The organism is Limnohabitans sp. DM1 (assembly GCF_001269385.1).
GTDB lineage: Bacteria > Pseudomonadota > Gammaproteobacteria > Burkholderiales > Burkholderiaceae_C > Limnohabitans_A.
The window spans coordinates 1-15,360 of sequence record NZ_CXOO01000027.1; the positions used below are offsets into that span (position 1 = coordinate 1).

4 protein-coding genes and 2 pseudogenes are annotated in these 15,360 nt (G+C 57.1%); 3 read left to right on the forward strand and 3 right to left on the reverse strand.

The genetic code is table 11. The features are described from left to right. A pseudogene (locus AMM33_RS21975) lies at positions 1–126 on the reverse strand (ABC transporter ATP-binding protein); the annotation flags it as partial. Between AMM33_RS21975 and AMM33_RS11130 the strand changes: the two are divergent. Next, positions 115–633 (forward strand): annotated as a pseudogene (locus AMM33_RS11130) (transposase); the annotation flags it as partial. The pseudogenes AMM33_RS21975 and AMM33_RS11130 overlap by 12 nt on opposite strands. A gap of 386 nt (positions 634–1,019) precedes the next feature. Beyond that, positions 1,020–11,183, forward strand: coding sequence for a filamentous hemagglutinin N-terminal domain-containing protein (locus AMM33_RS11135; RefSeq protein WP_090141345.1), 10,164 nt, complete (start codon positions 1,020–1,022; stop codon positions 11,181–11,183). Between the two features lie 203 nt (positions 11,184–11,386). On the opposite strand, the gene AMM33_RS11140 is transcribed toward AMM33_RS11135, so the two are convergent. Both AMM33_RS11140 and zwf read right to left on the reverse strand, forming a co-directional pair. Then, positions 11,387–12,232, reverse strand: a complete 846-nt coding sequence (locus AMM33_RS11140) for a MurR/RpiR family transcriptional regulator (protein WP_090141347.1) — start codon at positions 12,230–12,232, stop codon at positions 11,387–11,389. Positions 12,233–12,461: 229 nt separating this feature from the next. Then, positions 12,462–13,925 carry a glucose-6-phosphate dehydrogenase gene (zwf, locus tag AMM33_RS11145; protein WP_090141348.1) on the reverse strand — a complete coding sequence of 488 codons (1,464 nt, stop codon included), beginning with the start codon at positions 13,923–13,925 and terminating at the stop codon, positions 12,462–12,464. A 194-nt stretch (positions 13,926–14,119) separates the two neighbouring features. Here zwf and tal point away from each other — a divergent pair, with 194 nt between their 5' ends. Next, complete coding sequence (gene tal, locus AMM33_RS11150; RefSeq protein WP_090141350.1) at positions 14,120–15,067, forward strand: transaldolase; 948 nt, start codon at positions 14,120–14,122, stop codon at positions 15,065–15,067. Positions 15,068–15,360: the final 293 nt, after the last annotated feature.

The window sequence follows — 15,360 nt, forward strand, 5'->3', positions numbered from 1 at the left end:
GCTTTGCACCTGGCTGGGCGTGCCGGTGGCCAGTTCTTCGCCCTGGCTCATGGCCAGCACGCGGTCCGAGACTTTGGACACCAGGCTCATGTCGTGCTCGACCATGAGCACGGTGATGCCCGGCTCTATCGCAAAGGCAAGACCGCCAGCGAACTGCGATTCATGGGCCACACACTTACGGACAACCGAAACGGCCTGGTGGTCAATGCCATGGTCACGCAAGCGGACGGCTACGCTGAGCGCGAAGCGGCCAAAGCGATGATCAACGATGTGCGCCAGTCGCATGAAGAAGAGACAACGCTCACGCTGGGGGCAGACAAAGGCTACGACGCGCAAGAATTCATCAAGGCCTTGCAGCAGATGAACGTGTTGCCGCATGTGGCGCAGAACAAATCAGGGCGTAAATCGGCCGTACCCGATGCAGTGGCCGACAGTGAGGGTTACGCCATGTCGCGGGAAAAACGCAAGTGCATCGAACAAGGCTTTGGTTGGGCTAAGACTGTGGGCCACATGCGCCAGGTGTTGGTGCGAGGTTTGGAGAAAGTCGATCAGATGTTTGTGCTGACGATGACGGCCTACAACCTCACGCGACTGCGCACGCTGGAACAGGTGCGTCTGCAAGGTGCCCGATGAGCGAAAAAAGCAGGGATAGGTGCGTCAAAACGCGGTTTTGAAGCGTTCCAAACCACTGGAATTTCAAAATGCGAAATGAAAATCTGAAAATGCATCTTCGGGGCAAGGTGGCCCCTCTGAATCGTTGAGTATTTCAGCAGCCTGCTAGTGGTGGATCAATTCGACTTTTACGGCAAAAAATGCAATAAATCAATAATTGCAAATATAAATAATAAAATAAAAGTGCATTTGGGATTTAATTATTACTAACTATAAAATAATTGAATATAAATAAATAGTGACAGTATTTAATTAAAATATTCAGTAAATCACCAATTTTAATCGTATATGTGCGGTAGATAACAGACATTTAGTACTCATGGGAATAACTTCAAAAAGTTAAGCCTATGAACAAACGTTGCTTTAAAACCATCTTCTCCAAACACCTCGGTGTCCTCGTGGCAGTTGGCGAGCACGCTGCCAGCCAGGGCAAGGCCATTGGTCATTGTGCAGGCACAGGATTTGACAAAGGCTTTTCACTCGCCACCGTCTATTACATCGGCGCCCTGACCCTGAGCTTTGCGCTGGTCTCCATGGCGTGGGCCGCCCCGGCCAACAACGCACTGCCCACCGGCGGCCAAGTGGCCCAAGGTGCAGCGGCCATCAGCCAAAGCGGCGCCAACATGGGCATCCACCAAAGCACGGCCCGAGCGGTGGTCAACTGGCAAAGTTTTGACATCGGCAAAGACGCCAAAGTCAACATCGTGCAGCCCAACGCACAGGCTGTGCTGCTCAACCGCGTCAACGGCCCCGCGCCCAGCCAAATCTTTGGTCAGATGACCGCCAACGGTCAGGTGGTGCTGGTCAACCCCAATGGCGTGACCTTTGGCAAAGACGGCTCCGTCAGCGCCGCAGGCCTGACAGCCAGCACACTCAACACCACCGATGCCGACTTCATGGCCGGGCGCAACCGCTTCACCCGCGACGGCGCCACCGGACAAGTGATCAACCAGGGCACCCTCACATCCGCCCCCGGCGGCTATGTGGCCCTGCTGGGCGCCAGCGTCAGCAACGAAGGCAAGATCGTGGCCCCCCAAGGCAACGTCGCCCTGGGCGCGGCAGAAACCATCACCTTGCCCCTGTACGGTAGCCGCCGCATCAAGATGGAGCTGACCCCTTCGGCCATCAACGCCGCGGTGGCCAACCAAAAAGGCGGCAGCATCGTCACCGAAGGCGGCCAGGTCTATATGCAAGCCGCCGCCGTGGGCAGTGCCATCGCCAGCGTGATGCAGTCCGGCGGCATTGACACCACAGGCGCCCAAGGTGGCGCAGTGCACCTGTTGGCCGAAGCCGGCCGTATCAAAGTGGACGGCAGCATCACCGCCAACAGCACCCAAGGCTCCGTCGGTGGAGATATTTACATTGGGCGGGACAAGGACACGAACGTGCTGGCCAAAACCGCCGATGTGAGTGGCGCACTGCTGGAGAGCCAGGGCGGATTTGTGGAGACTTCGGGTCAACACCTGAAAGTGGATGGTGTTCGCGTCATGGCCAAAGACTGGTTGCTGGACCCCTACAACATCAACATCGTGGGCAGTGGCCCCACTGGAACTGCCTACACCGATGGCGATTCAGCCACGCCTGGTGTGCAGTTTGTGCCCGGTGCCACCTCCAACATCTTGGCCGGCGACATTGTCAACAACCTCAATGCGGGCACCAGTGTCACCATCAACACCGCGGGTGCGGGTGCTGATGCGGGTGACATCACGGTCAGTGCAGCTATTGCAAAAATATCAGGCTCAACTGCCAGCTTGAGTCTGATTGCAGATCGCAACCTCACGTTCAACAACCACATCACTTCTTCAGGCACAGGAACTGGTGCACTCAGCATCAACCTCACCGCCAAAACTGGCAACGTGTCTGGGTCTGGTAATTTGGGCACCAACGGTGGCCTGCTCACCCTCAACAGCGCGACTGCAGGCGCTCTGACGGGTGCAATTACTGGGTCAGGTGGTCTGACCAAAACAGGGGAAGGCGCAATCACCTTGCAAGGGGCCAGTACCTACACAGGTGCCACCACGGTCAGCGCAGGTACGCTGGTCAGCACCAATATGGGGAGCTTAAGAACCAGCGGGATCTTTATTGCAGCAGGTGCAACTTTTGAAGCCAATGTTGCTGCCCACACTGGATACAACGGCGCCACAACAGTCAGCGGAGCTGGCACTTTCAAGAAAACTGGCGTTGGGGGTTTGCAACTGTCAACAAACACTGGCGTCAGTATGAAGTTTGCAAACAACGCAGGCGGTTTGATCGACATTCAAGCGGGCTCACTTCAAAACGACGTCCGACAAGCATCACTGAAAACCAACTTGGCTGATGTCAACATTGAATCAAGCGCATTGCTCGATATGCGGGGCGAGACGGTGCAAATGCGCGGACTCACTGGGGCTGGCAACATCATCAATACCCACAACTGGGAAAATCAGTTGACGATTGGTGTTGGCGCTGCTGCGGTAAGCACTTCCAGTTACATCGGCGTCATTGGTGCAAATGTGGGTAATGCATCCATATTGAAGAACACAGAAAGTGGCGCAATCACGAATGCCACGACCTCCCAATCCATCAACCTTGCAAAATCCGGTGTGGGCACCCAAATACTGACCGGCACCAACATTTACACCGGCACGACCACCATCAACGACGGCACATTGCAAATAGGTGCTGGCGGCAGCACAGGCACATTGGGCGCCAACACCCGGACCATTACCAATAACGGCAACTTGACCATTAACCGCAGCAACGATTTTGGTATCGCCAATGTGATCATCGGCACAGGTTCATTCACGCAGGCCGGAACAGGCACCACCACGCTCACTGGGGCCAATACCTACAGCGGGATCACAACGGTCAGTGGAGGCGGCACGCTGCAAGTCGGTAATGGCGGCGGCACAGGCACGCTGGGCACTGGTGATGTGACCTTGGCCAATGGCGCCAACCTGAACTACAAACGCAATGTCACCACCACCATTGCGAATACGATGACTGGCAACGGCAATGTGAATGCTGACATCACCGGTGGTGATTTGACGGTCAGCAAAGCCATTGACTTGTCAGGTGGCGGCAACATTTATTTGAAGACCACAAACGGCACGATGAGCACATCGGCTGCCATGACGGGCGCCAACATCACCTTGGACAATACGGCTGGCACGATGGATGTCACCACTGGCGCCATTGTTCAAGGCTCAGGTTCAAGCAGGGGCGCTGCAGGTATTTCCTTGGGGGGGGCACTCACGGCCACATCGAATGTGAACATACTGGGGGTCAATACAGCAACAGGTACAGGCAACCAGTTCAGTCATTTTGGTGTCGACTTGAAATCGTCAGCCGCCATCACAGCCCAAAATATTTCAATCACGGGCGCATCAGACAATTCGTTTGGACTTCAGCAGTCCACCGGGGCGTTGAATGCCACGGGCGACATCACAATCAATGGCACCAGTAAAAACTGGGTCGGTGTTGTTACCAATGGAGCTATCAATGCAGGCGGTGTGCTCAGCATCACGGGCAAAAAAACCACGAACAGTGGCTTCCAAGGTGTCAATATTTTCAGCGCTGTCAAAGGCGCAAGCGTGAGCATCACGGGCGAATCGGTCAATGAGAAGGCTGTGCAAATTGGGGTAGGAAAAAGTGTGCAGGCTACAGCAGGCCATGTCGTGATCAACGGGACTTCAGGCACATCGGAAGGCATTGCCGTGGGAAGCAACGCTACCCCTGGTGGTGCGGTAATTGTCGCTTCTGGCAATGTCACTTTTGTCGGTGCATCTGGTAACGCAACACTGGGTCAATCTGGTCAAAATGGAGTGCGAATTTGGGATGGCAGCACCATCACAGCCGGCAACAGCTCATTACCAATGCCAGCAATTGGCAGTATCAACATCACCGGCACAGTGCATACCCAATCTGGTAGTTCAGGCAATGGCGTCAATTTCAACCGTTACCCTAGCGCTGCAAAGCTGACGGCCACAGGTGACATCAGCATCAACGGAACAGTGACAGGCCTTGGGGGTGGGGTGGGGGTGGTACTCAACAACGCAAGCGGCGGTTACAGCGGTCAAGCGCCCATGATGGATGCGGGCGGTCAATTCACATTGCGCGGCAACAACCGGGCTTCTACATCCCATACATCGGCTGCCATCAACGGTCCATCTGGGGTGCAAGTCACCGCAGGCGGTGACATTGTCATTCAAGCTGAAACTCAAAATGCAGCGTCCAATGCCATCAATTTCACATCCGAGACTACTGGGCAAACAGGGAACGCCTCCTTCACAACCACTGGCAATGTGTTGATTCAAGCCAACCAAGGCGGCATTAACTTCAGCAATGCATTGCCTACAAACTATGTCACCGGCACTTACACGGCCTTTACCGAAATTAAAGGTAAAAACATCACGATTGACAACACGGGTGCAGGCATGGCAATTGGCGCTGTCGCATCGGGTGTACCTGCAGTCACTGGCTCGGGCGGCACGCAAGGCGCATCGATTGCCAACGGTGGCAGCATCTCCTCAACTGGCGTCATCACAACGGGCACAGGCAAATCAAGGTATGCATCAGGCGCTGCGATTAGCTTGAATTCAGGTGCAGGTCTTGCGATCACCGCATCAGAAAACGTCAACATTGCGGCGGTCAACGATGCGGGTACACAAAGCGCGCTTTATACCGGTAGCGCTGTTTCCATCAACGGTAAAAATGTCACTTTGGATGGCAAATCGTTTAATTCAAATGGTGTCTATACCAATGGCGCCATCACTGCAACGGGTGGGGACGTCAACATCACAGGCGTCAGCAATGGGACAGGCCTCTCCGCCTCTGCGTTGAGCTTGCAAGGGGCGATCACAGCCAATCAGAATGTCGTGATCAAAGGTGAAAACACCCTCTCTGGTAACGGCAACCCCGTGGCGCAAGTGTTCAAAATGGCCACTGCGACCCACGGCAAAATCGACATCACTACCTCCACGAAGGGGGTAACACCGTTTGCATTGAAAGTGGAATCAGGCACCAACTTGAGCGCCAAAACTGCGGTCAATATCACGACGGATACGCTGGACATCAATACTTCGGCCACTCCCGCAAAGGTCCATGTCAGCAACACAGGCGGCACCGTCACCATCAAAACAGACTCGACTGATGCCAAGATTGCCATCGGTGCTGGTGACGCCGGTCATACAAACCCGACTTCCCGAACCCTTGGCTTGTCCAACGCCGAACTCAACCTCATCACCGCAGGCAACCTGATCATTGGCGATGCCAGCAACACAGGCGGCATCACGGTTTCCCAAGCCACCACCACCAACGCCACCACGGGCAACGTGACTTTGCAAACGGGGGGCAACATTGTGGTTGGTGCGGCGTTGACGGTGGGTGATGACCCATCAACGACTGCGGTTGAGGCCAGTAAAAAATTGGCCCTTCATGCGGGCGGCAGCGTGACCCAAGCCTCTGGCGCAGCCATCAAAGCGGCTGAACTTCAGTTGAAGGGATTAACGACTGCTGCCAATTTCACGCTGAGCGAAAAAACAAACGCAGTGGGCAAATTGGCCGCAGTGGCAAATAAGGTTGAATTCACCAATGCCAGTGGTCTGGACATTGGCGAAGTCGATGTTCTGGGTCTGACAACACCTGTTACCACTGTTTCCGGCATCACAAGCGCTGAGGGTGCAGCCATCACCACGCAAGCCGGTGACCTCACGATCACAAAAGCCATCAGCAACAGCACATCAGGTGATGTGGTGCTGGGGGCGGGTGTGGGCAAATTGGCGGGTGATGGCGCTGGTGGCGACGTCAAGACCACATCGTTCATGACGGCGACGAATTCGGGATCTGGAAAAACATATATCTATACAGGGTCCGTGGCTGGTACAGGCTTGCTGAGCCAACTCACAAACAATCTGGCCGAGTTGAACCTTTCAAGTTTTGGCAGCGCACCTAGCGAAAAAGCGAACACCGTTTCGCATGTGGCTTACACCACCAACCATGATGCTGCCATCAGCGGTGCCAGTGGTGGAGGAACTGCACAAGTGTTTTTCCGCCAAGCCATCGGATTGGGCACTGTGGATTTTGGGGTCAGTACCGTCAATAAAACTTATGGTGACGTCAGCAAAACTTATGTGGACGGTTTGAATTTGACTGCGGATGTGCGCAGCCAGATGAAGGTGACTCACGCAAGTACCGAAACCATCAGCATTGCTCTGACGGGTGCCGCCAACTCCGTCAAAATCAAAACAGCCGACTTGATTGACGCATTGAGCATTGAACCCACCACAGCATTCTCTGCAGGTAGCTACAGCAGCTCCAATCATCTCAAAGCCAATACAACGGGGTATGGGTATACCGTTGCCTATACGGGCAGTGCCTATGCCGTGAATTTAGCTGATACAAGTGCGAAGGTGGTTGTGGGCAAGAAAACCATCACCACGGCCACCATTGGAGCGGCAGGTAACACCTACGGCGCCACCGTGGGTGCAGGTGCAGTGGACTTGGGTACTGACGTGGTCAGCGGAGATTGGGTGAGTGCATCCAGTGCGGTCACGAAAGTGGATGCGGCATACAGCACAAGCAACTCCCTCAAGGCGGGCAAGTACAACCAAGCGGTAGCCGCAGGTCTTGCCAGTGGCAATGACAAGAGCGACGCCGACAACTACATCTTTGCGGGCACGAGCACAGGCAACACAGCCGCTACGGCCAACTACACCGTGGGCAAGAAAACCATCACCACGGCCACCATTGGAGCGGCAGGCAACACCTACGGAGGAACAGTGGGCGCAGGTGCAGTGGACTTGGGCACTGACGTGGTCAGCGGAGATTGGGTGAGTGCATCCAGTGCGGTCACGAAAGTGGATGCGGCATACAGCACAAGCAACACCCTCAAGGCGGGCAAGTACAACCAAGCGGTCGCTGCAGGTCTTGCCAGTGGCAATGACAAGTACGACGCTGACAACTACATCTTTGCGGGCACGAGCACAGGCAACACAGCCGCTACGGCCAACTACACCGTGGACAAGAAAACCATCACAGTTGGTGGCCTCACTGTCAACAACAAATCGTATGACGGCACCCATGTTGCTGCAGTGACGGACGGCTCCAGCCTCTCGTCAGTGGCCGCTGGCGCCAGCGTGTCCAGCGACAACAAACTTGTTGCGGGCGACAACGTCTCGTTGACGGGTACAGCAGTGGGCACATACGACAGCAAAGATGTGGCGGCAACAGGCAACAAAGTCACCTTCACAGGCAAGGCCTTGAGTAAGACAGTGGCCACGGGCGCAGATGACACCAGCAACTATGCCTTGGTGCAGCAAGTGCAGGCAATGGGTGATGGAACAATCCAAGCCAAAACTGTGCGTTTGACAGGTGCCCGTGACTACGACGGCACGACCGCTGTAGCTGCTGCTGACCTGGCGGTTTTCACTGGCGTAAGCGTCAACGGCAAGACGGAAGTATTGGACCTCTCTGGTTCAGGCCTGATTGCCAGCAAGAACGTCATTGCAACTGGCGGCGTTGTGCAGACGCGTCAGTTGAGTGACAAAGACACACTGGCGCTGAGCAACAAGGCAGGTGACAACACAACGACCGTGGATGGCCTGGCCAGCAACTATGTCATTGATAAGTCCCAATCCACGGTGACCATCGGCAAGCGCAACCTGACCCTTGCAGCGGTAACGGACAGCAAGACCTATGACGGCACGACGGCCTCAAGCAAGAGCGTGAACGTGAGCAACAAGGCGACGACGGACACGGTGACGGTCAGCCAGTCATACACAGACAAGAACGTTGCAGGCACAGGTGGCAGCATCTTGAAGGTGAATGACGCTGTGACGATTGTTGACGGCAGCAACGTTGACATGAGTGGTAACTATGCGCTTGTTAAGCAAACTGCTTCAGGGACTATTGGTAAAGCCACATTGACCTTGGCACTGGCAGATCAGACCAAGGTGTACGACGGCACCGTTGATGCAGTGATGGCTGCAGGTCAAGTCAGTGCTGGCGGAGTGACCGTTGGCGGCCAACAAGAATCGGCCTTGTTCAAGGCAGTGAGCGGCCGCTACAACAGCAAGAACGTTGTGGATGCCGCAACGGTGAGCGCCACAGTTCACGCAAGCGATGTGGCCTCTACATCCAATAACCTGGACTTGAACAACTACACCTTGTCCAATAACAATGCCACGCAAGTGGCGACAGGTAACGGCAAGATCACCCAAGCCAACTTGACGCTCACCGCCAACAGCGACAGCTCCAGGGTCTACAACGGTGCAGAGCAAAGCGTGAGTGGATTTGCGATCACCAGCGGTAGCCTCAAAGGCGCGGACACAGCTGCGCTTGATTTGGCTGGCATCACTGCAGGCGGCAAGCGCACAGATGCGGGCACGACAGCCACAACGGTCAACGACAGCGCCTACACAAACGGCAACTACGCGATCAGCAAAGTCGATGGCACCTTGTCTGTCGCCCAAAAGGAAGTGGCCTTGGCCGCAGCCAAGGCCTATGACGGCAGCAAGACCCTGACAGGTACGCAGTTGAGGATCACCACAGGCGTGGGCACTGAGACCCTGGGCTTCAGCAGCGCCTCGATCAACAGCAAGGACGTCAAAGACAACAGCGGCAACTATGTGGATGCAGTTGTCTTGACGGACGGCACAGGCAAAGCCAGCAACTACACGTTCACTGCGGCGCGCAGCGCGAACAACACCGTGGCTTTGACCCAAGCCAACTTGACGCTCACCGCCAACAGCGACAGCTCCAGGGTCTACAACGGTGAAGAGCAAAGCGTGAGTGGATTTGCGATCACCAGCGGTAGCCTCAAAGGCACGGACACAGCCGCTATTGATTTGGCTGGCATCACTGCAGGCGGCAAGCGCACAGATGCGGGCACGACAGCCACAACGGTCAACGACAGCGCCTACACAAACGGCAACTACGCGATCAGCAAAGTCGATGGCACCTTGTCTGTCGCCCAAAAGGAAGTGGCCTTGGCCGCAGCCAAGGCCTATGACGGCAGCAAGACCCTGACAGGTACGCAGTTGAGGATCACCACAGGCGTGGGCACTGAGACCCTGGGCTTCAGCAGCGCCTCGATCAACAGCAAGGACGTCAAAGACAACAGCAGCAACTATGTGGATGCAGTTGTCTTGACGGACGGCACAGGCAAAGCCAGCAACTACACGTTCACTGCGGCGCGCAGCGCGAACAACACCGTGGCTTTGACCCAAGCCAACTTGACGCTCACCGCCAACAGCGACAACTCCAGGGTCTACAACAGTGCAGAGCAAAGCGTGAGTGGATTTGCGATCACCAGCGGTAGCCTCAAAGGCACGGACACAGCTGCGCTTGATTTGGCTGGCATCACTGCAGGCGGCAAGCGCACAGATGCGGGCACGACAGCCACAACGGTCAACGACAGCGCCTACACAAACGGCAACTACGCGATCAGCAAAGTCGATGGCACCTTGTCTGTCGCCCAAAAGGAAGTGGCCTTGGCCGCAGCCAAGGCCTATGACGGCAGCAAGACCCTGACAGGTACGCAGTTGAGGATCACCACAGGCGTGGGCACTGAGACCCTGGGCTTCAGCAGCGCCTCGATCAACAGCAAGGACGTCAAAGACAACAGCAGCAACTATGTGGATGCAGTTGTCTTGACGGACGGCACAGGCAAAGCCAGCAACTACAAGTTCACTGCGGCGCGCAGCGCGAACAACACCGTGGCTTTGACCCAAGCCACCCTCACCGTCACCCTCGCCGATCAAACCAAAACCTACGATGGAACAACAGCCGCCACTCTGGTCCCCAGCGCCTTCACCGTCAAAGGTGTGACTTTGGGGGGGCAGACCGAAACCGCCGGTGTGAATCAAGCAGTTGCTTTGTACAACGACAAGCATGTGCTGAGTGCAACAAGCGTCACGGTCAATCTGGCAGCGGGCATTTTTGCGGCAGCGACGGGTACGGATCTGAATAACTACAACTTGCCGACTTCGGTGATTGGCAAAGGGACGATCACGCCCAAGGACGCTGCCGTGACGGGCACAGCCACCACGGTGCAGGCCAATGGCACGCAGCAAACGCAGTCGCCAGCGACCAAGTCGGGCTTTGTTTCGGGCGAAGATGTGACGGTGTCGGGCATCGCCAAAGGCATGATTGCGGGCACCTACAACTCGAACCTAAGCGCTGCTCCGGCCAATGCGGCCACGGTGTTGAGTAACTACAAAATTGCTTACACCAATGCGGCGCTGAGGATCACCCCGGCCATCGTGACCAACAGCAACGTGGTCGTGGATTTGGCTTTGGCCCGCACATCGATGCCGACCAGTCGTTTGAACTTGTCAGACTTATTTAATGCAGGCGGTGTGGGTGCTGCTATGTCGCATGGCGTGGATTCGGTTTCTGGCAGCAAAGTGCCAACGGGCGCCCCAGTCTTGCCGTCGCAGGCTTGCTTGCCTGAGAGCTTGCAGCAGTGTGAGTGCAATGAAAGTGGTGACTATGGCATTGAGTTGTGCCTGGCGCCCGACGGCAAGCTTTGAGCGTGCATGGCCGGTTTGACCCGTTAACGTCGGGGGCTTCGACCCCCGAGCACTTGGGGGTGACCGGCATTGGTCGGGGCTGAAGCCGCCGACCTACGGAGCGGTGTTTTTGTAGGTCGGCAGCTTCAGCTCCTACGTTTTGGGTGTCAGCGAAGGCGCTGTGTCGGGGCTGAAGCCACCAACCTACGAGGGGCCGGAGACCTTTATGTGTAGCGCTTGCTGCGCAGGTTGTTTTTCATATCGCGCAGCACGGGTTGCAATTCTTCGCCGATGCGCAGCGCCACCGTCGTGGCCAGGATGTCGATGATCAGCAGGTGCAGCAAGCGCGAGACCATGGGGCTGTATTTGTCGTAGCCCTCGGGGTGGTCGGCCGTGAGGTGGATGTGCCCGGCGCTGGCCAGGGGCGAGCCGCTGGCGGTGATGACTATTGTTGTGGCGCCTTGTTTTTTGGCAATGTCGCAGGCGTCCATCAGGTCGCGGGTGCGGCCCGAGTTGGAGATGATGACGGCGCAGTCGCCGGGCCGGAGCATGGAGGCGCTCATGACTTGCATGTGGCCGTCACTGTAGGCGATGGCGTTGACGCCCAGGCGGAAAAATTTGTGCTGCGCATCTTGCGCCACGATGCCGGAGTTGCCTACGCCGTAAAACTCGATGCGGCGGTTGGTCGTTTGTGTGGCGGCCAGGGCTTGGGCGGCGTGTTCCAGTGCGAAGGAGCTGGCGTCGTTGCGGTACTTCAAAAACGCAGCCACGGTGTTGTCGATGACTTTGACGGCGATGTCGCTGGTCTTGTCGTCCGCGTCCACGCTGCGGTGGATGAAGGGCACGCCTTCGCTCACGCTGCCGGCCAGCTTCAGTTTGAAGTCGGACAGGCCGTCATAGCCCATGCTGCGGCAAAAGCGCACCACGGTGGGTTTGCTCACATGGGCGCGGTCGGCCAATTCGGTGACGGGCAAGTTGGCAAAGGCCCGTGGGTCGGCCAGCACGAGCTTGCCCACGCGTTGCTCGGCGGGGGCCAAGGAGGGCAGGGAGGCTTTGATTCGGTCGAGCATGGGGTGTCTCCTTTGGGGTTGTGGGCAATTGTCGGGTTGGTGGCGTGCCTATGGATTCGGTCCGATGAAGTTTGCGCGGTCTCCGCAAAAACTGCGCATCGTGGGAGCCAGCCCTGCTGGCGATAAGTCGTTTGTGGACCACAGGCTTTTCGCTTGCAGGGCAAGCTCCTACAAATTTTTCTCAATTCGCAAGACCTACCAGCATGAGGCGATTGTCATTTCGGCATTCTCAGATCTCTTCACTCCAGCAAAATCCGTCGCGCGCGATCATGGCGCTCGAGGCGCTGGGGCCCCAGGTGCCTGCGGCGTAGGGGCGTGGGCCGATGGTGTCGGTGCTCCAGTGGCGCAAGATGGGCTCCACCCAGCGCCAGGCTTCTTCTTGTTCGTCGCTGCGCACAAACAGGTTCAGGCGGCCTTCCAGCACATCCAGCAGCAGGCGTTCGTAGGCGCCCACGCGTTCGCTGCCAAAGCGTTTGTCAAAGTCCAAGTCCAGGTGCACCGGGCTCAGGGTCGCAGCGCCGCTGCCTTGGCCGCGCTTGCTTTGGCCTTGGGCAAACAGGTGCAGCTCTAGCCCGTCTTTGGGTTGCAGGTGGATCACCAACTTGTTGTCCTGGCCCACCGGGCTTTTGAAAATTTCGTGCGGCGTGGGGCGGAAGTTGATCTCGATGTGCGCCTCGCGCGAGGCCATGCGTTTGCCGGTGCGGATGTAAAACGGCACGCCTGCCCAGCGCCAGTTGGCGATTTCGGTGCGCAGGGCGACGAAGGTTTCGGTGCTGCTTTGCGGGTTGACGCCGGTTTCGTCGCGGTAGCCCGGCACAGCTTGACCGAACACATTGCCCGCGCTGTATTGCCCGCGAATGACGTGCTGACTCAGGGTCTCGGGGGTCCAGCGTTTCAGGGCGCGCAGAACCTTGAGCTTTTCGTCGCGGATGGCGTCAGCATGGGCGTTGATGGGCGGCTCCATGGCGATGGCGCACAGCAGTTGCAGGGCGTGGTTTTGCACCATGTCACGCAGGGCGCCCGTGGTTTCGTAAAAGCCGCCTCGCTTTTCCACGCCCAGCTCTTCGGCCATGGTGATCTGGATGTTGGCGATGTGCTCGCGCCGCCACAGGGGCTCGAACAGGGCGTTGCCAAAGCGCAGGGCAAACAGGTTTTGCACCGCGGGCTTGCCCAGGTAATGGTCGATGCGGAAGATTTGCTGCTCTTTGAAGACCTTGCCCACGGCTTCGTTGATGGCGCGGTTGGAGGCCAGGTCGTGGCCCAGTGGCTTTTCCAGCACGATGCGGGTCTTGGGCGTGTTCAGACCGTTGGCGGCGAGTTGTTCGCACACGGTGGTGAACAGGCTGGGCGCGGTGGACAAATACATCACCACGTTGTCGGTCTCGCGCTCGGCCAGGCGGGCCGACAGAGCAGCGTAGGCTTCGGACTTGGACAGGTCCATACGCACATAGCACAGCATGGCCGCAAAGCGGGCGAATTCTTCGGGCTTGGGACGTTTGTCGCCTTCGACCTGTTCGAAGCGCGACTGGATTTGCTGGCGGTATTGCGCGTCCGTCATATCGTCACGGCCCACACCGATGATGCGGCCGCCTTCGGGTAGGGTGTCGTGTCGAAAAGCCTGAAACAGGGCCGGCATGAGTTTGCGCCAGACCAGATCGCCCGTGCCGCCGAAAAAAACCAGATCAAATGCCATGATGTTCTTGAGTTACATGAAAAATTGATTTGTAATGTAACTTTGTTTCACGGATAATTCAAGCACTTTGCTTTTTTTGCTGAGGCCCGTCTTTGGGCAGGCGCTGTGTGTGTGGCAGACCGCTCTCACAGCAGACCGCGCTGGCAGCACAGGCCTCTGACAATTGTTTGCCACCCCTGAAAATCCAACACACCATGAACCAACTCGATGCCCTCAAACAATTCACCACCGTGGTGGCCGATACCGGCGACTTCAAGCAATTGGCGCAGTTCCAGCCGCAGGACGCGACGACTAACCCGTCCCTGATTTTGAAGGCCGTGCAAAAGCCCGAATACGCCCCCTTGCTGGCCGAAGCCGTGGCCGCCCACCGTGGCCAGCCGCTGGACGTGGTGATGGACCACCTGTTGGTGCGTTTTGGCTGTGAGATTTTGAAGACCATTCCCGGTCGCGTGTCGACCGAGGTCGATGCCCGTTTGAGCTTTGACACCGCCGCCACCGTGTCGCGTGCGCGTCGCATCATGGGCTTGTACGAAGCGCAAGGCATTGCGCGTGATCGCGTGCTGATCAAAATCGCCTCGACCTGGGAAGGTATTCAGGCCGCTGCCGAGCTGGAGCGCGAAGGCATTCGCTGCAACCTGACGCTGCTGTTCGCGTTTTGCCAGGCGGTGGCCTGTGGTCAAGCCAAGGTGCAATTGATCTCGCCCTTTGTGGGCCGCATTTACGACTGGTACAAGAAGTCCGCAGGTGCCGCCTGGGACGAAGCGGCCATGTCGGGCGCGAACGACCCCGGCGTGCAGTCGGTGCGGGCGATCTTTAACCACTACAAAAAGCATGGCATCAAAACCGAGGTGATGGGCGCGTCATTCCGCAACATCGGCCAGATCACGGCGCTGGCAGGTTGCGATTTGTTGACCATCAGCCCCGAGCTGCTGGCGCAATTGGCTGCGACCGAGGCCCCACTGAGCCAGGCGCTGAACGCGGCTGCCGCGCAGGGTATGGACTTGCCTGCTGTGCGTTACACGGAAGCCTCTTTCCGCCTGGCCCTGAACGAAGACGCCATGGCCACCGAAAAGCTGGCCGAAGGCATCCGCGCTTTTTGCGCCGATGCGGTCAAGCTCGAAGACATGATGAAGAAAGCCTGAAATCCGAGTGTGCTTTTGTGGCTCACCACCGATTGGCCTTCGCTTCGCGAGGTGATGGCTGTCGAGGCTGAAGCCGCCGACTATAGATTTGGCCCGATGAAGTCTGAGCCGTGTGTTGCCCGTTGGGAGGATTTTGTGGGAGCTTGCCAGCCAAGCGAAAAGCCTGTGGTCCACAAGCGTCTGATCGCCAGCAGGGCTAGCGCCCACAAGGTGCAAGGTTGAAGTCACCCTGCAAACTTCACAGGGCCGGATCCATAAAGAATACCCTGTAGGTCAGCACTCGAAGAGTCCGA

Excerpts from the sequence above, each read along its gene's own strand:
- AMM33_RS11135 (WP_090141345.1), top strand. The coding sequence starts at position 1,020 with ATGAACAAACGTTGCTTTAAAACCATCTTCTCCAAACACCTCGGTGTC.
- AMM33_RS11140 (WP_090141347.1), bottom strand. The coding sequence starts at position 12,232 with ATGCTCGACCGAATCAAAGCCTCCCTGCCCTCCTTGGCCCCCGCCGAG.
- zwf (WP_090141348.1), bottom strand. The coding sequence starts at position 13,925 with ATGGCATTTGATCTGGTTTTTTTCGGCGGCACGGGCGATCTGGTCTGG.
- tal (WP_090141350.1), top strand. The coding sequence starts at position 14,120 with ATGAACCAACTCGATGCCCTCAAACAATTCACCACCGTGGTGGCCGAT.